The 20,709-nt window shown below is 40.5% G+C and carries 22 protein-coding genes, 1 other RNA gene and 1 pseudogene; 20 read left to right on the top strand and 4 right to left on the bottom strand.

Annotated elements, in window-relative coordinates; genetic code table 11:
* Positions 1 to 153 precede the first annotated feature (153 nt).
* The 10 genes and pseudogenes from smpB to ACE1TI_RS11895 all read left to right on the top strand — a co-directional run bounded on the left by smpB (position 154) and on the right by ACE1TI_RS11895 (position 8,529).
* Complete coding sequence (gene smpB / locus ACE1TI_RS11940; RefSeq protein ID WP_375007796.1) at positions 154 to 627, top strand: SsrA-binding protein SmpB; 474 nt, start codon at positions 154 to 156, stop codon at positions 625 to 627.
* Positions 628 to 720: 93 nt separating this feature from the next.
* Positions 721 to 1,060, top strand: a transfer-messenger RNA (tmRNA) gene (gene ssrA / locus ACE1TI_RS11935).
* A 638-nt stretch (positions 1,061 to 1,698) separates the two neighbouring features.
* Positions 1,699 to 2,053 (top strand): annotated as a pseudogene (locus ACE1TI_RS11930) (hotdog family protein).
* 608 nt (positions 2,054 to 2,661) lie between these two features.
* Positions 2,662 to 3,312 (top strand): SDR family oxidoreductase, encoded by a 651-nt coding sequence (locus ACE1TI_RS11925; RefSeq protein ID WP_375007795.1) that lies wholly within the window; start codon positions 2,662 to 2,664, stop codon positions 3,310 to 3,312.
* 491 nt (positions 3,313 to 3,803) lie between these two features.
* Entirely contained in the window at positions 3,804 to 4,844 is a 1,041-nt protein-coding gene (locus ACE1TI_RS11920) for a hypothetical protein (protein ID WP_375007794.1), read from the top strand.
* Positions 4,845 to 5,675: 831 nt separating this feature from the next.
* Positions 5,676 to 7,274: a catalase gene (locus tag ACE1TI_RS11915; protein ID WP_375007793.1), complete on the top strand. Its 1,599-nt coding sequence runs from the start codon at positions 5,676 to 5,678 to the stop codon at positions 7,272 to 7,274.
* Positions 7,275 to 7,380: 106 nt separating this feature from the next.
* On the top strand, positions 7,381 to 7,605 hold the full coding sequence (locus ACE1TI_RS11910; RefSeq protein WP_375007792.1) for a YozQ family protein: 225 nt from the start codon (positions 7,381 to 7,383) through the stop codon (positions 7,603 to 7,605).
* Positions 7,606 to 7,622: 17 nt separating this feature from the next.
* Entirely contained in the window at positions 7,623 to 7,877 is a 255-nt protein-coding gene (locus ACE1TI_RS11905; protein ID WP_375007791.1) for an alpha/beta-type small acid-soluble spore protein, read from the top strand.
* A gap of 124 nt (positions 7,878 to 8,001) precedes the next feature.
* On the top strand, positions 8,002 to 8,145 hold the full coding sequence (locus tag ACE1TI_RS11900; RefSeq protein ID WP_375007790.1) for a hypothetical protein: 144 nt from the start codon (positions 8,002 to 8,004) through the stop codon (positions 8,143 to 8,145).
* Between the two features lie 228 nt (positions 8,146 to 8,373).
* Entirely contained in the window at positions 8,374 to 8,529 is a 156-nt protein-coding gene (locus tag ACE1TI_RS11895) for a hypothetical protein (RefSeq protein WP_375007789.1), read from the top strand.
* A gap of 47 nt (positions 8,530 to 8,576) precedes the next feature.
* Here the strand turns inward: ACE1TI_RS11895 and ACE1TI_RS11890 are convergent, their stop codons facing one another.
* A complete protein-coding gene (locus tag ACE1TI_RS11890) occupies positions 8,577 to 8,822 on the bottom strand; it encodes a hypothetical protein (protein ID WP_375007788.1) in 246 nt (81 codons plus the stop codon).
* Between the two features lie 234 nt (positions 8,823 to 9,056).
* Between ACE1TI_RS11890 and ACE1TI_RS11885 the strand changes: the two genes are divergently transcribed.
* From ACE1TI_RS11885 to ACE1TI_RS11860, 6 genes are all read left to right on the top strand, one after another.
* Positions 9,057 to 9,611, top strand: a complete 555-nt coding sequence (locus ACE1TI_RS11885) for a hypothetical protein (protein WP_375007787.1) — start codon at positions 9,057 to 9,059, stop codon at positions 9,609 to 9,611.
* Entirely contained in the window at positions 9,598 to 10,653 is a 1,056-nt protein-coding gene (locus ACE1TI_RS11880) for an alpha/beta fold hydrolase (protein WP_375007786.1), read from the top strand. The genes ACE1TI_RS11885 and ACE1TI_RS11880 overlap by 14 nt, the downstream gene beginning before the upstream one ends.
* Before the next feature lie 147 nt (positions 10,654 to 10,800).
* Entirely contained in the window at positions 10,801 to 13,791 is a 2,991-nt protein-coding gene (gene fdhF, locus ACE1TI_RS11875; RefSeq protein WP_375007785.1) for a formate dehydrogenase subunit alpha, read from the top strand.
* A complete protein-coding gene (locus tag ACE1TI_RS11870) occupies positions 13,766 to 14,257 on the top strand; it encodes a helical membrane plugin domain-containing protein (protein WP_375007784.1) in 492 nt (163 codons plus the stop codon). Before fdhF ends, ACE1TI_RS11870 begins: the two co-directional genes overlap by 26 nt.
* A 14-nt stretch (positions 14,258 to 14,271) precedes the next feature.
* Positions 14,272 to 14,511 carry a heavy-metal-associated domain-containing protein gene (locus ACE1TI_RS11865; RefSeq protein WP_375007783.1) on the top strand — a complete coding sequence of 80 codons (240 nt, stop codon included), beginning with the start codon at positions 14,272 to 14,274 and terminating at the stop codon, positions 14,509 to 14,511.
* Positions 14,511 to 14,639: a hypothetical protein gene (locus tag ACE1TI_RS11860; protein ID WP_375007782.1), complete on the top strand. Its 129-nt coding sequence runs from the start codon at positions 14,511 to 14,513 to the stop codon at positions 14,637 to 14,639. The genes ACE1TI_RS11865 and ACE1TI_RS11860 overlap by 1 nt, the downstream gene beginning before the upstream one ends.
* Positions 14,640 to 14,806: 167 nt before the next feature.
* Here the strand turns inward: ACE1TI_RS11860 and ACE1TI_RS11855 are convergent, their stop codons facing one another.
* Together ACE1TI_RS11855 and ACE1TI_RS11850 are read right to left on the bottom strand one after the other, a co-directional pair.
* Entirely contained in the window at positions 14,807 to 14,977 is a 171-nt protein-coding gene (locus tag ACE1TI_RS11855; RefSeq protein WP_375007781.1) for an LPXTG cell wall anchor domain-containing protein, read from the bottom strand.
* Between the two features lie 8 nt (positions 14,978 to 14,985).
* Entirely contained in the window at positions 14,986 to 15,564 is a 579-nt protein-coding gene (locus ACE1TI_RS11850; protein WP_375007780.1) for an MFS transporter, read from the bottom strand.
* Between the two features lie 441 nt (positions 15,565 to 16,005).
* Here ACE1TI_RS11850 and bcbE point away from each other — a divergent pair, with 441 nt between their 5' ends.
* Positions 16,006 to 17,232 (top strand): bacillibactin exporter BcbE, encoded by a 1,227-nt coding sequence (gene bcbE / locus ACE1TI_RS11845; protein ID WP_375007779.1) that lies wholly within the window; start codon positions 16,006 to 16,008, stop codon positions 17,230 to 17,232.
* A gap of 37 nt (positions 17,233 to 17,269) precedes the next feature.
* Here bcbE and ilvD read toward each other — a convergent pair whose 3' ends face one another.
* Positions 17,270 to 18,967 carry a dihydroxy-acid dehydratase gene (gene ilvD / locus ACE1TI_RS11840; RefSeq protein ID WP_375007778.1) on the bottom strand — a complete coding sequence of 566 codons (1,698 nt, stop codon included), beginning with the start codon at positions 18,965 to 18,967 and terminating at the stop codon, positions 17,270 to 17,272.
* A 240-nt stretch (positions 18,968 to 19,207) separates the two neighbouring features.
* Here ilvD and ACE1TI_RS11835 point away from each other — a divergent pair, with 240 nt between their 5' ends.
* From ACE1TI_RS11835 to ACE1TI_RS11825, 3 genes are read left to right on the top strand one after another with little or no spacing between them, the layout of a single operon-like run.
* Entirely contained in the window at positions 19,208 to 19,534 is a 327-nt protein-coding gene (locus ACE1TI_RS11835; protein WP_375007777.1) for a hypothetical protein, read from the top strand.
* A gap of 22 nt (positions 19,535 to 19,556) precedes the next feature.
* Positions 19,557 to 19,922 (top strand): hypothetical protein, encoded by a 366-nt coding sequence (locus ACE1TI_RS11830; RefSeq protein ID WP_375007776.1) that lies wholly within the window; start codon positions 19,557 to 19,559, stop codon positions 19,920 to 19,922.
* A complete protein-coding gene (locus tag ACE1TI_RS11825; RefSeq protein WP_483860648.1) occupies positions 19,823 to 20,425 on the top strand; it encodes a DUF4097 family beta strand repeat-containing protein in 603 nt (200 codons plus the stop codon). Before ACE1TI_RS11830 ends, ACE1TI_RS11825 begins: the two co-directional genes overlap by 100 nt.
* The last annotated feature ends 284 nt before the right edge of the window (positions 20,426 to 20,709 follow it).

The raw sequence follows: 20,709 nt of genomic DNA, 5'->3' as shown, positions 1-20,709 counted from the left end.
GGGATCGGCTGCTGCACAGCAGCCTTTTCCGCGGAGAATGGCTGTTGTATTGACGCTATTTTGCTTCTTTTGCTACTATAAAAGGATAATAGCGACTTTTCAGAGAGTACAGAGAAAGAATTCTCTGTGATAGGGAAGAAAGGTGTTCGGGAGATGGCAGCAAAAACGGAAGGAAGAGTTATAGCACAAAACAAAAAAGCCCGCCATGATTATTTTATTGAAGAAACATATGAAGCGGGAGTCGTATTAAAAGGGACCGAAATAAAATCTATACGTGCCGGCCGGGTAAATATAAAAGACAGTTTTGCCCGAATAGAAAACGGAGAATTATTTTTGCATAACGCACATATCAGTCACTACGAGCAAGGTAACCAGTTCAACCATGATCCCTTGCGAACACGAAAGTTATTGCTGCACCGCCGCGAAATTAATAAACTGATCGGGAAAAGCCAGCAAGCCGGCTACTCGATTGTACCGCTGAAAGTTTATATTAAAAATGGTGTAGCTAAAGTACTCATCGGCCTTGCAAAAGGTAAAAAGAAATATGACAAGCGTGAAGCCCTGAAGCAAAAAGACGCCAAACGCGATATGGAACGTGCGATTCGCCGCGAAATGAAAGGTGAATAAAAAATATTTGCATTGGGAAGAGAATGTGTTATAATAAAATGTCCAGAGGGAAAAATGAATATTTATTTCTCTTCCTATTTCAACTGGGGACGACACGGCTTCGACAGGGATAGGTCGAGCTTAAGTTGCGAGCCGAGCTAGGCAGTCTCGTAAAAGGCCTGCGCCAATAATAACTGGCAAATCTAACGAAAACCTCGCAGTAGCTGCGTAACAGTTGACTGCGGATCCCGCTCTCCATCGCCTATGTGGAGTGACCGGGGTCTCACTAATCAGTGGGCTACGCTGTCCGACCGCCGTCTGAGGCCGGCAGAAGAGACGAATCAGACTAGCCTTGCAGCGGCCCGTCACTAGGCCAAAGCAACGGCGAATCATAATATAGTGACTACGCTCGTAGAAGCTTAAGTAGCGATATCTCTGGACGTGGGTTCGATTAGTAAAATAGTCGCCTTATGTGGTAACACATAAGTGAATAATCCGGCTTAATCGGTGAAACCTGTGTTGTGTGATCTACAATATGGCAACACCGAGCGGTATGAGGAGCAATCCTTCAGCCGTGTATCGACTTATAGGCCGCCTACTGGGTGGTACTAGGATGCGAAATGGCGCTTTTAAAGCAAATATATATTTCGCATAATACGCCGGGGGACCTAATAAAATATTAGGTTCAAGATATAGTCAGTGCCTTTGCGAAAGCATGGATGAACACGTCCCACCGTCTCCACCATACATAATTTATGATATAAAAGAGGGTTACTGTGACTTGAACCATAATTTTGCCGCTTTGGTAACCTTATGCTTCAAAATACTCTCGGCAACCTTATGCTTCAACTTTTTGATTTTTCCATTACGAAAATCGTTGTGGTAAGTGATAATAAAGTTATTTAAAAACTGTCAGCTTTCAATTTAAAGCTGGCAGCTTTTTTTGGTAACAAACGAGAGGATTAAAAGTCCATGCTTTGCTAAGGTATTTTGGCAATCGGGCGAAATTCCTGAGTAATGTATTGTATAAATAATGGACATTTGCAACCATTGCTATTTAGCTAAAGAAGCAGGCTAGTCTAATATGGATAAATAGTTGGAGATATAATTAGGTTTGAACGGATATTCACAAAAGAAGATGTTGAAATGTTTTGATGAGGGGAATCACCATACTAAACCTGATGAACAGGGGAGACTTGTCATTCAAGGGTTGTTGACTGCTACATTACCAACAAAAATTGGTGGAGATAACAATGTACTGGCTCGTACTATGAATTTTGAGTTTTTGAGACCAGTTTTTACAGGAGATTCAATAATATGTGAAGTAACGATCGAGAAGTTTGAAAAGCAAGATAATAATAGAATATCTATTTTGGTATCTTTCCTATGTACAAATCAGAATGAGAAACAAGTCTTAAGAGGAAACTTTGCGGGAGTAATATTATAAACTTATATATTCTTCTCCAACTCGGGCGCATTTCTTTAATAAGGAATAGTCCTCTTGTTATTTTGGTGGAAATTTAATGGAGTAATGTTTTGAGAAAATGACCGGAATTTGAAATAATTGTAAGTAAGGATGGAGAATTTGCAGGGTATTTAAATGAAGAACTAAAAACACAATCATAAAATCTCACCTAAAAAAGTCTTATTACGAGACTTCAGTGCCGTTTTCCCTCAAAATAATCCACCTTAATCCATAAAGCTAAATCTTAAAAATATCATCACCCACGGGGAAAATTGGTGTTGTTAACGGTAATCTATTATTAGATAACAAAAAATTTGTGATGTGTATAATTTAACCAGTGCAGGAAAATACTCAAATAAAAGAGATATGGAACAAAGAAATATCCTCAAGGTTATGAACTGAAACAAAAAACGTACGATTGTTATGCGCATTGCAGAGGAAGAATACTCTCTTAATAACTGCTGTTGAGTCTTGAAAAAGCTTTGCTTAGACATCGTCTTTTTTATACAATCAAGATAAAGGGGAATACAATAGCTGGGAACCTTTATGGTAGAGACTCTTTATTAGTTTACTTAGAAAGGGTGGAAAAATTGAAAGTTCTTGTAGTTGGAGCAAATGGCCAAATTGGAAAACATCTTGTTTCCTTTATTCAGGATAGTAATAGTCTGGAAGCAAAAGCGATGGTTCGTAAGCAGGAGCAAGTTTTCTTTTTTGAAAAGTCGGGTGTTGAAACCGCAGTAGTAGATCTAGAACAAGATATCGAAAGGATTGCAAAAGCTGCTGAGGGAGTCGATGCGATCGTATTCACAGCAGGTTCTGGACCACACACGGGCAAAGACAAAACCATATTAATTGACTTAGATGGTGCTGTAAAAACAATTGAAGCAGCGAAAGTTGCTGGCGTGAAGAGGTTTATCATGATTAGTTCATTTGACACAAGGCGTGAAGCAATCCAGGAGGCTTCTTCGTCCTTTGCACCATATGTTGCAGCAAAGCATTATGCGGATGAATGGTTAAAGTCCACGGACTTGGATTATACGATTATACATCCTGGTCTGCTAACCAACGACAAAGGAACTGGTCAAGTAGAGGCAGCAGAAGAAGTGGAGAGAGGTGAAATTCCTAGAGAAGATGTGGCAAGCGTTATCGTTGCCACCCTGGAAAATGAGGCAACGATTGGAAAGGAATTTCAAATAGTAACGGGAAATCAACCCATTAAAGAAGCAATAAAATCAATCTAAGCGAAAAATAACAGTTTTTCTTTAAGGGAAAGACAGTTTGCCGACAAGGTGAATTGTCTTTTTTTGGGTGTGCCCGGCATGTCTAACAGCTAGGTGGAGAAAGTCCTCTACGGGCTAGGCAGTAGAAACCGTTAGCGAATGGCAAGGGTGTCCGGGGTGACCCAGAATCTGAAGGAAAACGGACGAATTTGCCTAACAAAATGAAGTCCAACACTGCCCGACCCCTCTACAGTAAATCCAGCATCGACGAGCGCTGATACCTTATTCTATACATGTCACAAATATCTGGATTAGTTCCGATAAATGTACGCTGGACAGGTGTGATTAAGAGCGGGCGGACAACATTATTTATCATTCGTTGATTTTCGATTGTATTTTTTCAACCATGGCCCGTTTTTTTGTATCAGTACTTCTCAGCATGCAATTTTTTTGCATAAAGTACGATTATTAACACACAACTATACGGTATCAAAAATATAGGAGGGTATAATATGTTAAACCAATTTTATCAACAGGGGTCGCAACCAGCTGGTACAGATGCCCAGCAAGTGAGACAGCAGAATACGCAGTCCTCGCAGGGAATGGGGCAACAGCAGCAACAGGCTTTTCCGCAACAGCAAAACTTCGCACAAGGTTCCCAAGCGGCATTCCAGCCAGGGTTCGCCGGCACGGACGCCGAGCAAGTGAGACAGCAGAATGCGCAGTCCTCTCAGGGAATGGGGCAACAGCAGCAACAGGCTTTCCCGCAACAGCAAAACTTCGGGCAAGGTTCCCAAGCGGCATTCCAGCCAGGGTTCGCTGGCACGGACGCTGAGCAAGTGAGACAGCAGAATACGCAGTCCTCACAGGGAATGGGGCAACAGCAGCAACAGGCTTTCCCGCAACAGCAAAACTTCGCACAAGGTTCTCAAGCGGTATTCCAGCCAGGGTTCGCTGGCACGGACGCTGAGCAAGTGAGACAGCAGAATACGCAGTCCTCACAGGGAATGGGGCAACAGCAGCAACAGGCTTTCCCGCAACAGCAAAACTTCGCACAAGGTTCCCAAGCGGCATTCCAGCCAGGGTTCGCTGGCACGGACGCTGAGCAAGTGAGACAGCAGAATGCGCAATCCTCACAGGGAATGGGGCAACAGCAACAGGCTTTCCCGCAACAGCAAAACTTCGGGCAAGGTTCCCAAGCGGCATTCCAGCCAGGATTCACTGGCACGGACGCCGAGCAAGTGAGACAGCAGAATGCGCAGTCCTCACAGGGAATGGGGCAACAGCAACAGGCTTTCCCGCAACAGCAAAACTTCGGGCAAGGTTCCCAAGCGGCATTCCAGCCAGGATTCACTGGCACGGACGCCGAGCAAGTGAGACAGCAAAATGCGCAGTCCTCACAGGGAATGGGGCAACAGCAACAGGCTTTCCCGCAACAGCAAAACTTCGGGCAAGGTTCCCAAGCGGCATTTCAGCCAGGGTTCGCTGGCACGGACGCCCAGCAAGTGAGACAGCAGAATACGCAGTCCTCACAGGGAATGGGGCAACAGTAGGTTCTCCTTAACAAATAACGTTTTATAAAATAGTTAAGCAGTTTTCCCCCATTACTGTGTTTTCTCATAGCGTTTGCGATTTTTTTGTGAGTGATTTCATACGGTAAGCGTCGGATCCCAAAAGACCCCGTACTTCCATGGAGAGTACGGAGGTCTTTGCATACAAAAAATGGAATCCTATAGAAAAAGCGAATCTTCTTTGTCGTTTTTTACTTTGGAACAGGATTACGAATCTGACATTATTCTTTGCTTTTTCTTAGACTTTTCATCTTTCCGGTCAATTGTGAGGTAGGGGATGAAAAATTAGTATTAATAGCTGACGCTATGACTACGGCTTTGTTCGGTTCTGATGTTTCCTGAGGAATTTCTCCAAGTTCAACGATAACTGCATGACGTGTTTTTATTTGGCGGGTAAGACTTCTTTTTTATTTCGTGCAGCTACTGTGGAATACACATGGCAAGGGGTTAAGGGGCTTTAGAGAATAGCTTTATTATCACTACAGAAGCATCATAAAACAGGCATTGGTTCTGTTAAATTAGTAGGTCTTTACATTGAGAAAAGATATAAATGAGTTCCTAAAAGTGTTTTATTGTAGTTTGTTGGGTTAGTAAACGAAACCATGTCGATAGTATTTTCCTCCAAACGGATAGTAAATACGGAAGCTCGGAAAGCACTTGAAAATTTTCCCCTTGCCCCTCTAAAGAATGATAACTAAAAGCCAGCAGACCACTCCACTTCGCATGTTGTACCTTGCCTCCCTTTCATATCCAATTTTTCTAATATTTTATGTTCTAATGGAAAGAATAAATAGAGAAAGGGGGTGCCAGCCAATGGATGAAAGGGAAAACAAAAAAAGCTTGCACAAATATGACCAAAAAGAAGAAACGCTGACCAATCGGCAGGGTCATCCGGTAACAGATAATCAAAATACGCGAACGGTAGGAAACCGCGGCCCAACTACTTTGGAAAACTATGATTTTCTTGAAAAGATCAGTCATTTTGACCGGGAAAAAGTGCCAGAACGTATTGTTCACGCACGCGGGGCAGGAGCGCACGTTTATTTTGAAGCTTATGGTAAGGTTGGAGATGAACCAATTTCCAAATACACTAGAGCAAAATTGTTTCAGGATAAAGGGAAGCAGACACCGGTATTTGTTCGTTTTTCAACAGTAAACCACGGAAAGCATTCACCGGAAACACTGCGGGACCCAAGAGGCTTCGCGGTGAAATTTTACACAGAAGATGGGAACTGGGATTTAGTAGGAAATAACTTAAAGATATTTTTTATCCGTGATCCCATTAAATTTCCGGATTTCGTTCACGCCTTCCAGCCGGATCCAGTAACAAATATACAGGACGGCGAGCGTATTTTTGATTTTATTTCACAATCTCCAGAAGCCATCCACATGATCACTTTTTTATTTTCTCCATGGGGTATTCCTGCCAATTATCGCAAAATGCAAGGTTCGGGAGTGAATACTTACAAGTGGATTAATGAGAAAGGTGAATCTGTTCTTGTTAAGTATCATTGGGAACCAAAACAAGGTATTAATAATTTGACTCAGCAAGAAGCGGAAGAAGTACAGGGTAAAAATTTCAACCATGCGACTCAGGACTTGTTTGAAGCGATTGAAAGAGGGGATTATCCAGAATGGGAGCTTTTTGTCCAAATTATGAGTGATGATGAACATTCTGAACTTGATTTTGATCCACTAGATCCAACCAAGCTCTGGTATAAAGAAGATTTTCCATGGCTTCCCGTAGGAAAAATGGTATTAAATAAAACCCCGGATAATTTTCATGCTGAAGTGGAGCAAGCTGCATTTGGTACCGGTGTTCTTGTAGACGGCCTTGATTTTTCGGATGATAAATTGCTGCAAGGACGGACGTTTTCTTATTCCGATACACAAAGATACCGGGTAGGCAGTAACTATTTACAGCTTCCGATTAATAAACCGAAGCAAAAGCCTGCGACAAACCAGCACGGCGGACAAATGGATTTCAGAACGGATTACAAAGAGCATCGCAATCCACATGTGAATTATGAACCTTCATTGATTGCCGGTTTGAAAGAAGCTGAAAATCCCGGCAAAGAACACGAACCATACGTGGAAGGGCGGGTGAAACGGGAATCGATTGATCGCACGAAAAATTTTAACCAGGCAGGAGAAACATATCGGCGTTTTAGCGAATGGGAACGTGATGATTTAATCTCCAACCTCGTTAATACATTAAAGCCATGCCGAAAAGATATTCAAGACCAGATGGTTAAGTTGTTTTACAAATGTGATGAGAACTATGGAAAACGTGTAGAAGAAGGATTACAGCAAAAAGATGAAATGGGCAGTAAAGGCCCTATAGGAAATGAAGATTCCGCAGAAGCAGTAAGGCAGGCGGAGGAAATGTCTCATCCTTCCGATCCATATTAAAAAATGAACCGGCCCAGAAAATTGGGCCGTTTTCCTTTGGTAATAAAAGAATAAATATAGCTGGATACACACATATTAATCGTAAAATAGGAAGAGGAGTTTTAGAATGAATAAAAACAGACAGCAATCGATGAAAAATGCTGATAAAACATACGATCCGTCAGATTATTCAAGCAGTGAGCCAGACTCTAAAGGATTAGCTTCTACCCATGAACAGGTATCTGATACGTACACTGAGGGTACAATTGACGGGACAATTGATGAGGTGGATGAAAATGGTAATTTAGCATCACATGAAGGAAAAGAATTGAAAAGGAACAAACTCAAATAAGAGAGAGGGAAAGTAAGATGGGGAGAAGGAACAAAATTCTCGTGCCTAAAGCGAGACAACAATTAGATGAATTAAAAGCAAGAGTATCAAACACCAACAATGCTGCTGATGCCAAATTTGAAACAGCTGAAGAGCATGGAGTGCCTTTACAAAACGGCTACAATGGGGAAATAAAAGCGAAAGAAGCAGGAAAAGTCGGTGGAAATATCGGAGGGAAAATGGTAAGGGAACTCGTGAAAATGGCTGAACAACAGTTAAATGAAAAAAAATAAAAGGGAGAACCGTCTATTGGACGGTTTCTTTTTTAATGCTGCCAAACAAATTATTTTCTAAACGTTATACTGCGGATAGTTTCGGGAAAGATCACTGTAAACAATTACAATGGGAGGAGATACGATGTCTAAGCCAGGGTTAAATACGTTAAAACCGGGCACACAATATAAGGCAAAGGATCTTGACAGTTATGTCACCACAACAGACGCTGTACTCCTGTCCACGAATGAAAACCAGCTATTTACTGATCCAGACCGTAAATTTTAGTTACGCATGAATTTGAAGGCTTTTTTGAGCATTCCTCTGAAGATGGAGAAAAATATTTAGAGAGAAAAGAAAGCTTATGTGGTAGAAAAAGCATAAAGGACCAGAAGAAGAGTGTCGAAGCTGGCACTCTTCTTTTTTAGCTTGGTTGATTAAAGCCGAGTATTCCTAAGAAATTGAATAAATAAATATAATTACGTATACCTTAAAGCTTAAAAGGAGGAAATTTATATGACACCAGATGAAAAGTATGAAGGCTATGCTGCAGCTGACCTTGAACCAGCACAATTAGAACGGTTAAAGGCACTAGAAAATGAACTGCGTGAGTCTGCCAACCAAGATATCATTCTCATTGCATATGAAGAAAATGAAGCGGGCACTCCTTAAAGCTGATTGAAGAGCTTGAATGAGACAAGCTCTTCATTTTCATCGTTTTACCACGGTCTATAAGGAAGATCATTGTTTTCATAAATTTTTTTAAACACTCTAAAATGATGGATAAAATCATCAAATAATACCTTATCACTATTATCAAAAGAATACCGATCCAAAAATGATTCCAGAATTTCTATATCCACGTCCTTAAATTCCCCTGAGACTTCGAGCGGATAACGAAGCTTTTTGTAAAGATCTGAATATCCAAAAAGGTCAAACGTATATTCTACTTGTTTCTCAGTCATCATGTGCCTCCTTTCTTGGTCCAGCAATGCTTGTATCCTACTAATAGAAACAACAAAAGGAAACGGCAGTTATATATAGCCTGCTAGAAAGTTATGAAAAGTATACCTGTTCCCTATAAAAATCCCTTATGTAAAAGGGGCACGGGCAAATCTATTAATTCTATCACATATCAGTGAATGCTTGTTTATACTATAGGGAACATTGGCATTTTCACTTTCGAAAGGCGGGATGTTATGTCAGATTCCTATAAGGATATAAAAGAATTAGCATTTGTACTGGAAAAAAATATAAATAATTTAATACAGCAGGAATTAAATAAAGATGAGATCGCAAAATCTGCAAGCACAACAATTCAAAAACATGCTTCCTTTTTGCGGACTCTTCAAGATTACAGTGAAATCTTATCCGCCCCTTTAAATATCCCAACGAAAAATGATGTAGCAAATATAGCTAAACTGGTCATTCAATTAGAAGAAAAGGTAGACGCACTGGAAGAAAAAATTGATGGCTTGAAAGAACGTCTAGAGCAAGACCATAGTTCAGAAAAAAAGGAAGAGCAAAATCAAGCAAAAGTACAGTCCCTCAAAGAAACGTCCGCAGAAAAAAATAGTGGCTCAAGTACAAGGGGGAATAAATTAAGACAGGAATTAAATAAATTAAGCAATACGGATAAAACAGGACAGTCTTTAGAAAAACTGTTGAACTTAAGCCTTCTTTTAACACCTACTATCATTTCAGACCTAGATACTAATTCATCAAAAAAGGAAAAAAACGATGATGAAAAATAAAGCATACCTCTCAACAGATGGGGAAAAAGAGAAACAACGATGGGAAGGGATTAAAAGCGTAATCACAGAACCTCTACCAGAAATGGGGGTCACTCCTCGAACAGCTATCTGGAAGAAAAATAAAGCAGCCTTATGGTACTATGAAGCACCCGAAAAAAAATACAACACTCCTTTGTTTTTAGTCTATTCTTTAGTCAACAAACCGTTTATTCTTGATTTAGCTCCTGGTATGAGCATGATAGAAGCTTTTATAAATGAAGGCTTTGATGTATATTTGCTTGATTTTGGCATACCTGGATACGAAGATAAAGATATAACGATTGACGATTATGTTTTTGACTATATTCAAAAATCTGTTCAAAAAGCATTACGTCATTCAGGTGTAAATGAAATCACTGTGATTGGATACTGTTTAGGAGGTACTCTGGCAGCAATATACACTGCTGTGGCAGAAGAACCTATTAAAAACCTTATTCTTTCGGTGGCCCCCATCGATCTTACTGATTCGCCTGTTTTTGATAAATGGGTAGAACAATTAAGAGAAGGAACATTAACGTTTAATGAAATATTGGACGTGTATGGAGTTATACCGGCGTGTTTTATAGAGGCTGGTATGCGTATGGCTTCCTACCCGGTTAATATCAGCCATTATGCTTCCCTTATACAGCGGGCAGATGACAAAGATTACGTAGACAAATGGAGACGCTTTAATCATTGGACGAAGAATCATATTCCATTTTCGGGGGCAGCACTAAAACAATTAATCACTGATCTCGGAAAAGAAAACAAACTCATTCAAGGAAATTTATTTTTACGGCAAAAACCAGCAAGTCTTTCCAATATCACCTCAAATTTATTAGTAGTGTCTACTGCTTTTGATCCGTTAGTACCAAAAGAATTGAGCGTGTCAGCCATTGATGCGGTTTCTAGTGCAGATAAAAAATTTAAGCTGGTGGAAGGAGGACACGCCACATTGGCAGCAAATAGAGGGCTGCCGGACTTTCTTGCCGAGTGGCTGCCGCAGCGTTCAAATCCAATATAAAAAGTTATAATGCCTGGGATAACCTTTCCAGGCTTTTTTGCGTTATAAAAATGTATAAAAATTTTAACGAGAGCCAAGTTTTTCTTATATAAAGATTATTTTTTGTAAATAACTATACATAAAGTCAAAATATTGCAGGTGGTAAGGATGGAAGAAAAGCAGGTTACCTTTCAGTTTAACGGGGAGAAAATAGAAACAAAGGCCGGCCGCACTATTTTTGAAGCGTGCAGGGATAAAGACATTTTTATGCCGGGCATTTGTTCGTCTCAGCCGGATCTTGGCGTAGGAATGATAAAAACGTGTGATACTTGTTATGTAGAAGTGGATGGTGACTTACAGCGTTCCTGTACGACGGAAGTAAAATCGGGTATGAAGGTTAATTCTGAGTCAGAAAAAGCTAAAGCAGCACAGCTCGAGGGCATGTCCCAAATTCTAAAAAATCATGAACTCTACTGCACCGTTTGTGATAATAATAACGGAAATTGTGAAGTGCATAATACAGCCGAGCACTTGCAGGTCGACCACCAAAAATATGAATTCACCCCAAAACCATATCCGCCGGATAATACACATCCGAATTACCGTTACGAACCTGATCAGTGCATCTTATGCGGGCTTTGTGTAGAAGCTTGTCAGGATCTTCAAGTCAGCGAAGTATTGAGTATTGATTGGGAAAGAAAAGAACCGCGTGTTATATGGGATAATGATGTTCCTATTGATGAGTCGTCGTGCGTGTCTTGCGGACATTGTGTAACGGTCTGTCCGTGTAATGCACTAATGGAAAAATCAATGCTTGGCGAAGCGGGCTATATGACCAACATTCCAAAAAACATATTGGAGCCGATGATTGACCTAACGAAAGAAGTGGAGCCAGGTTATCAGGGGATTTTTACGATATCGAACGTAGAAGCATCGATGCGTGAAGATAGAATCGAACGGACGAAAACGGTCTGTACGTATTGCGGTGTTGGGTGCAGTTTTGAAGTATGGACAAAAGATAGAGACATATTAAAAATTCAGCCGCAGCCAGACGCACCGGCGAATGGGATATCAACGTGTGTGAAAGGAAAGTTCGGCTGGGATTTCGTTAACAGCGACGAGAGACTCACCACTCCGCTTATAAGAAAAAACGATTCCTTTGTAGAAGCTACATGGGATGAAGCTCTCTCTTTAATAGCGGAGAAATTTCAAACCATAAAAAGACACCATGGAGCAGATGCACTTGGTTTTGTTGCGTCATCCAAATGTTCAAATGAAGAAAATTATATATTTCAAAAGCTGGCCCGCTCTGTATTTCAAACAAATAACGTAGATAATTGTTCAAGGTATTGCCAAACTCCGGCTTCAGCAGGCCTTATGCGTACAGTTGGCATCGGCGGGGATTCAGGTACGATAAAAGATATCGCTAACGCTAGTCTTGTCATTGTAGTAGGAGCGAATCCATCAGAGTCTCACCCTGTGCTTGCAACTCGGATTAAACGGGCAAACAAGCTGCATGATCAAAAATTAATCGTCGCTGATTTAAGAAAAAATGAATTAGCGGAACGAGCCGATTATCATATTCATCCAAAGCCTGGCACAGACCTTGTCTGGATCTCTGCTGTTACAAAATATATATTTGATCAAGGCTGGGAAGACAGCGAATTCTTAAAGAACCGCGTGAATAATGTAGAAGAATATAAAAAATCGCTGGAAAAATATACAATGGATTATGCTGCAGAAATAACAGGTCTTTCTAAGGAAAATATGATTGCTGTTGCAAAAATGATTCACGAATCTAAAGGTACATGTATTCTTTGGGCAATGGGAGTGACCCAGCATATCGGTGGCACTGATACAAGTACAGCCATGGCAAATCTGCTGTTAGTAACAGGAAACTTCGGAAAAGAAGGAACCGGAGCCTATCCGCTGCGCGGGCATAACAATGTGCAGGGAGCCAGCGATTTTGGCACGATGCCTAACTTTTTTCCAGGATATGAGCCAGTAGAAAATAAAGAAGTCCGGCAGCGTTATGAACAAGCATGGCAAACTGAAATTCCAAAAGAGCCCGGCTTGAACAATCACCAAATAGTAGAAGCAATTGATGATAAAAAAGTAAAAGCAATGTATTTATTTGGAGAAGAAATGGCCTTAGTGGATTCGAATATTAATTACGTTCATCAAGCTTTTGAAAAGCTGGAATTCTTCGTTGTACAAGATATCTTTTTCTCTAAAACTGCTCAATATGCCGATGTTGTCCTTCCAGCTGCCCCAAGCTTGGAAAAAGAAGGAACGTTTACAAACACGGAAAGACGGATCCAGCGTTTTTACAAAGTATTTGAACCACTGGGTAACAGCAAGCCGGACTGGGAGATCTTCCAGGAACTTGCTAATAAGTGCGGAGCCAATTGGTATTATGACAGTCCGGCAGAAATTATGGATGAAGCAGCAAAACTGGCTCCAGCTTTTGCAGGAGTTAGCTATAAACGTTTGGAGAATTGGGAAAGCCAGCTCTGGCCGGTGGATGAAAACGGCAAGGATACTCCGCTTTTGTATAAAGAGTCATTTGGATTTCCTGATGGCAAAGCCCGTCTGTTCCCAGTAGACTGGAGCGAACCGTTTGAAGCCGGAGTTGAATATGACTTACATCTTAACAATGGACGTCTGCTTGAACAGTTCCACGAAGGCAATATGACGAATAAATCAGAAGGCATCACACACAAAGCTCCAAACCCTTGGCTTGAAGTATCTCATGAACTCGCTGAAGAAAGAAAGATAAAAACTGGTGCACTTGTCCGCTTGACATCGCCTTATGGCAAGGTAAAAGTTAGAGTTCTGGTTACAGATAGAGTAAAAGGAAATGAACTGTATCTGCCGATGAATACAATAGAAGAAATACAAGCCGTTAATAAGCTGACGAGCAGTTACCATGATAAAGATACACACACACCGAACTATAAAGAAATGCAAGTGAAGATGGAAGTACTGGAATCGGACGGTGAATCCCCACTTCCATCTGTTAATTTCCGTTTTGGAAATCCGCAGCCTCATATCGGTGTAGAGGTGGAGAAAAAATGGAAAAGGGATGATTTTACTTCTGTGCCAGAGGTTGTGGAGAAGGAGGACATCATAGATGGCGAAAGCAATCACGCAAATTAATATTCAAGAAAAAACAGAAGAAGAAAAGGATCAGCAGATTCAAAAAGACCTGTTAAAACAAATTACGGATAACCATGAATCCATCCAAACGACTTTAGAAATTATAGAAGAACTGCAGCAGGCGGGCATACTGGATATGGCTAAAGGATTACTCAGAATGAGGGAAAAAATCGGATCAATAAGCATAGAAAAAGTCAATCAGCCAAGTATGCACCATCTTATTAAAAACGGGTTCCACGCCATTGAATTTGTAGGAAAAATAGAACCTGAAGAATTAGAAAAAATGATGAATGGTGTAATACACGGAATGGAGAGAATGTCAAAAGAAACGGAAAAAGATGAGGAAATCAGCATGTGGAAAATGTTTAAAACGATGCGGGACCCTCACGTCATGACAGCACTTTCCTATTTGACAGCTTTTTTAAACGGTATGGGAGAAGAAATGGGAAAGAAGAAACCCCATTAAACAGGAAGGTGATAATGTTGATTACGCATACTATTTCGATCAAAAATATAACCAGCGAAGATAAAGAACGAATCAATGAAGTACTGCTTGATGTATGGGGAGTACGTAATGTTCATGTTAACCCGGAAAAAGGTGAAGCAGTTGTTTCGTTTGATGAAAAAGCTGCTTCATTTATAGACTTCCAAGCAGCAGTTCGTGATAGCGGATATGACATAACAGATACTGCTTCAAAAACGGACATGGAGGAGTTATAATGGCAAAAATGTGTGAGATATGCGGACACAAAGAATTGCGGGAAGATGAAGAAGAAGAAAAGACATATGAGATACTTGGAATATGCGAGACGTGTTTACAGGATCGCTCCGGTTCACCATCAGAATAAAGAATATGAAAGAAGCCGCCTCAAAGAGAGTGCGGCTTCTTTCAATCGTAACAGACAGAGGTGCCTCTAGAATTTGCGAGGTCTCACAGACAAGAGTTTTGTTAACTGCGATAATTATCCTTTTTTTACTCGGTAAACCTCCTTAAAGGAACCAATGTCCTCTCACATTATTGGGGTGACAATTCAGGTTCTACCTGCTCTCCTTTTCCTTCTCGAATTTTAGCGATATTTCTTTTCATCAGGATAGACAGAACGAGAGCTGCGATTAAAAAGCCGACAAACACAAAAAATGTAGTGCTGTAGCTTCCTGTAAATTCATAAACAGTAGAAACAATCATTGGTCCAACTACCCCGGCAAGCGACCAGCGGGTAAACAGGCAAATCCTCCTCCATAATACGATATAATGAGAACAAGGAGGGTAGAGAATAATATAACATTTGTAAGACAGTAAAAAGAAAGCAGCCACTTGAAAAATGAAGAAAATGAGATAGTATTGGGACGGCCTATATAATCAGAAGCCCATGCAATCCTGCCTGCACCGTTAAATAACCCCATTACTCCGACAATAGTGGCAGCTCTTGCTCCGGTAATTTCTTGAGACATTGGAGAAGCCACCGATAAAAGCATGATACCAGCAGAAATATCAATAAACATCATGCCCCATAACAGCCAAAAACGTATTTTTACTGCATCATTTGCTTTCAGATAAGCCAAATCTCCTTCATGTTCTTCGTCCTCTTCTGTTGACTCTCCATCAGTCTTCAGGAGGTTTAGAAATATAATCCTCCAAGCAGCATAAGAAGAAAATAAGAAACGCCAAGGATATAAAAAGTCATCGGGATCGATAAGTTTGTCATTAATTGATTTGCATGACTTAGATAAGAGCGCCTGTTCCAAACCCCATGACAACCATTCCAGTTGCAAGACCTCTTCGGTCAGGAAATCATTTCACAAGAGTAGAGACAGGTGCAATGTAGCCATAGCCAAGGCCAAATCCGCCTATAACCCCAAAAAAAGCAAGAAAAGTGATATAATTTTCCATTTGCACCGCAAATCCTGCTCCAATCGTTCCAATGCCAAATAATACGGCGCAATAATAGCAGAGATGCGCGGTCCCTTTTTTTCTACAAACTTTCCGAAAAACGCAGCTGAGAGTCCGAGAATAAATATTACAATCGTAAAAGCAAGCGAAACATCTGTTTTTTCCCCTGCATGTTCTTATTATGAACGTAAAATGAAAAATCATTAAAACGTTTATGTGGTTACAAAAATGTAAAAAACTTGAAGGATAATAACGGAGCAGGAAACGAATACTACCTTTACATTTATGAGTACAAACATAAGTAAATTAAACGGGGGAGCAAAATGGAGCAAAAAAGATGGGACTTATTAGCATTAGCATCTATTCCATTAATGATGACATTAGGGAATTCAATGCTGATTCCAGTGCTGCCGTTAATTGAAAAAGAAATCAATATTACTGCTTTTCAATCCAGCTTAATTATTTCGATTTACTCCTTTATAGCGATTATTTTGATTCCAGTTTCGGGATATTTATCAGATAGAATCGGAAGAAAAAAAGTTATTATTCCCAGTCTTATTATAGTCGGGGCGGGTGGAGCTTTATCGGCCTATGCGGCGTGGCAGATGAAAAATCCATATGCTGTAATTATGATTGGACGGTTTTTACAGGGAGTGGGAGCTTCTGGCGCTTTTCCTGTTGTATTGCCAACTGTAGGGGATATGTTTAAAGAAGAAGAGCAGGTAAGCCAGGGACTGGGGGTTATTGAAACCGCCAATACTCTAGGCAAAGTACTAAGTCCAATATTAGGAGCTTTATTAGCGGTTGTCATTTGGTATATGCCCTTTATAGCGATCCCAATATTATCTTTTGTATCTATGCTGTTAGTATTATTTTTGGTGAAAACTCCTAAAAAAGAAAAAACAGAGGAAAAAAGCAACCCTTCTTTTCACGAATTTTTGCTAGGGATAAAAAAAACGTTTCACGATAACGGCCGTTGGCTTTTTGCTGTGTTTTTTATAGGCTGTATTTTAATGTTAGTGTTATTTGGTATTTTATTCCATTTCTCCTCTTTGTTGGAAGAAAAATTTAATATTAATGGGTATAGAAAAGGCCTAATATTAGCCATTCCCTTATTATTTTTATGCATTGCTTCTTTTTCGAGCGGAAAAATTATCGGAGAAGATAAAATTCGCATGAAATGGTTTATTTTAGTGGGAAACGGTACAGCTGCTGTTTCATTATTTTTTGTAAGAGAAGATATGAACTTATTTATGTTTACTCTGTTGTTATCCTTAGCAGGAATAGGAATTGGACTATCATTGCCTTGTTTAGATGCCCTCATTACAGAAGGGATCAAAAAAGAAGAGCGGGGCTCTATAACATCATTTTACAGCAGCATGCGTTTTGTAGGAGTAGCCGCTGGACCGCCTGTAGTGGCCTTATTAATGAAGTATGAAGCTTCGCTGATTTATTATATTTTAGCCGGGGTGAGTGCAGTTGCAGTTTTGCTTACTTTTGCAGCCATCAAGCCGTCATCGGAAAGAGAAAAAGAGCCTGCTGTAAATTAAAAACAGCTTGGGATTTAAAAATCCCAAGCTTGATTTCTTAGTCTAAATTATCATCTGTAACAGCACCTCTTGCACTCGAGGCAACTAATTTTGCATATTTAGCAAGGGAACCGGTTTTGTATCTTGGTTCAGGAGCATTCCATTCGCGGGCGCGTTTATCAAGCTCTTCATCAGAGACCTCAAAATTAATTTCCTGGGTGTCGCTGTCGATCGTAACCTTGTCCCCGGTTTGAAGCAGACCGATTGGGCCGCCGGCTGCTGCTTCGGGGGCAACGTGGCCGATAACAAAGCCGTGTGAACCTCCGGAGAAGCGGCCGTCTGTGATAAGAGCGACTTTACCGCCAAGTCCTTTTCCGACGATCATAGCCGTAACAGAAAGCATTTCAGGCATACCAGGGCCGCCTTTAGGACCAACATTACGGATAACAAGGACATCGCCTTCTTTGATTTCATTGTTTGTAATAGCCTCTGTCGCTGATGCTTCACTGTCATACACTTTAGCAGTTCCTTCAAACCTGCTGATCTTCTGGCCGGACATTTTTGCAACCGCACCTTCTGGCGCAAGATTACCTTTTAACACGACAAGAGGACCGTTTGGCTTGATTGGATTGTTGATTGGATAAATAATATCCTGTCCTTCTTTAAGACTTGGTGCTTCTTTAAGATTTTCTGCCAATGTTTTTCCAGTAACCGTGAGGCAGTCTCCGTGAAGAAGTCCTTCTTCTAGCAAAAGCTTCATTACTGCCGGAACACCGCCTGCAAGGTAAAGATCCTGCATGACATATTTTCCGCTTGGTTTTAAGTCAGCAATATGAGGGACTTTTTTACGAATTCTTTCAAAGTCGTCATAGCTTAAATCTACTTCTGCAGAATGAGCAATCGCAAGAAGGTGTAAAAAGGCATTTGTTGAACCTCCGAGAGCCATAACCACAGTAATTGCATTTTCAAACGCTTCTTTTGTCATGATATCCCGAGGGTAAATTTCTTTTTCGAGCAGCTCCGTCACAAGGGCTCCAGCTTCTTTCGCTTCTATTTCTTTATAATCATATACGGCCGGAGTAGAAGAGGAGCCAGGTATGCTCATCCCCATTGCTTCTACCGCTGCAGCCATTGTATTGGCTGTATACATACCTCCACATGCCCCTGCGCCAGGACATGCATTACATTCTACTTGATGCAGTTCTTCATCATCAATAATCCCTTGTTGATGTTGTCCCACTGCTTCAAAGGAAGAAACAATATCAATGTCATTTCCGTTTAATTTGCCGGGCTGGATGGTTCCGCCGTAAATATATACAGATGGAAGGTTCATGCGTCCGATCGCCATCATGCATCCAGGTGTTGTTTTATCACATCCGCCGATAGCAACATAGCCGTCCAGGCGTTCTGCGCCAACTACAGTTTCAATGGAGTCGGCAATAATTTCACGGCTGGGAAGAGAATAGCTCATTCCTTCGTGCCCCATTGCAATGCCATCAGAAACAGTGATTGTATTAAAAATAAGAGGAGCACCGCCATTTTCTTCGGCTCCGCTCTTAGCTTCCCGAGCAAGCTTGTCAATATGTACATTACATGGGGTGACTTCACTCCAGGTGCTGGCAACCCCCACCATAGGTTTTTTAAAGTCTTCATCTTTAAAACCAACGGCACGAAGCATAGAACGGTTTGGTACTCGATTGACACCTTCACTAATTACCTTACTTCGTATACGCAAGTCTTTTTTGCCTTTTTCCATTGCGTTCCTTCCTCTCTCCAAATATTAACCTTTTTTAATTCTGCGTATGTTCAGAAAAATAGTGCAATAACTACTATTTATAATAATACTAGGATAATCTCTTTCAATCAAATATGGAAAATTGGAAAATCTGCCTCCGTCTTAAGACGGATCAAAAATCCTCCTGGATTATGGTGTGTAAAAGCAGCTTACCCTATAAAATAAAAATTACATAGATGAAAGGATACAGGAGGATTATTCATGCTTAATAAGAAACGGAATAAAATATTTGCAGGAGCTGTTATACTGCTGGCCTTACTAATCGTATTAGGAGATCGTCTTATGCCTGTTCTTACCCTCCTATTAGCAGGGCTCAGTTTTTATGCCGGAACAAAACTTCTGAAAAAAGAACAATCTAGAATGATGGTGGGAGCCGGACTGGGCTTAATACTGGCAGGTTCCTTTATTTTAACGGGTTGGCTGCAATTTTTTATAGGAATAACTTGTGCTGGTTTCGTTTTATACATGGCATGGAAACAAGTAAAGCGAAAAAAAGCTGACTCTACAGTGATAAGTTCTTCAAATTAGAAAATAAAAAAGAGGGAATAACATGCGCAGGCTAGCAGGAGTGATTCTTGTTTTAACAGGGCTTATTATCTTAGGAGGCACAATTTTTGCAAATGCCGCCCATTTTGTGCCGGGCCTTGGAGTTTCTAACCAACATACAGAAAAAGAGCTGCAAGGAGCAGACACTATTCAGCTGGACGTAATATCGAGCGATCTGATCATTAAAACACATGAAAAAGACACAGTTAGTGTGAACACATCCGGAGGTAAAATTAATAGAGATGTGAAGGTAACCCGGGATAATTCAAAATTACTCAGTCCAAACGAAGCTGGTTTCCTTTTTTTTCTTTTGGTAAAGGATCGAATTGGGTGGTTACCATTCCAGAAACATTTGATGGACACCTTTTGATAAACGGAGGGTCGAGTAACGTTCGTTTTGAAAATGAAGAAGAAAAAATGCTGAAATCCCTTCAAACAGATATTGCTTCAGGCGATATCCGGATCAAACATGTAAAAGCAGAAGAGATAGACATGTCGGCAAAATCGGGGAATCTCACTTTAAATGAAATAGAGGTGGAAAAGGCAGCACTGCATACCATCTCAGGAGATATTAAAATAGACCGCTATTCCGGACCGCTTAATGCAGATCTAACGTCAGGCGACCTCTACGCACAATGGGATAAAATGAAAAATGGTGTTCATATTAATGTTACTTCCGGGGATGTGGATCTAAAGGTAGAGGAGGAAGAGCTAAAGTTAGATATTTCTGTGGTAAGCGGCGATATTAGAAATGAAGTAAGATTAGATAATATAGAAAAAAGCGGAAAGAGGAGCTTAATTGGCCAAAAAGGAGAAGGAGAAGTCTCTGTCAACATAGAATCAATCAGTGGGGATATTCATATTGAGGAATAGTTAATGCCTTAACAGCATGCCTTGGCCATAGGTATACTTTTTTGTTATACAAAATAAAAAATTTTATGAAGTGAATATTAATTTATATCGAAGATTTCTTATCAAACTTTATATAAAAATGATAGCGTAAGATAGTTTGTGTAAGTTCCTTGAGACAAAAAAAGAGGTAGGGTATCCTCAGAATTAACGACCAAATCAACTCGAGAGGAGATGCCCTACCTATGTCTACTAGTATAGGACAAAATAATCTAGAAAATCAATTAGATCAAATGGTCCGCGAATTC

The sequence above is a fragment of the Alteribacillus sp. JSM 102045 genome (assembly GCF_041949975.1).
Classification (GTDB): domain Bacteria; phylum Bacillota; class Bacilli; order Bacillales; family Marinococcaceae; genus Alteribacillus.
The sequence above is the reverse complement of the archived record's forward strand: the minus strand, read 5'-3'. Positions and strand labels throughout refer to the sequence as shown.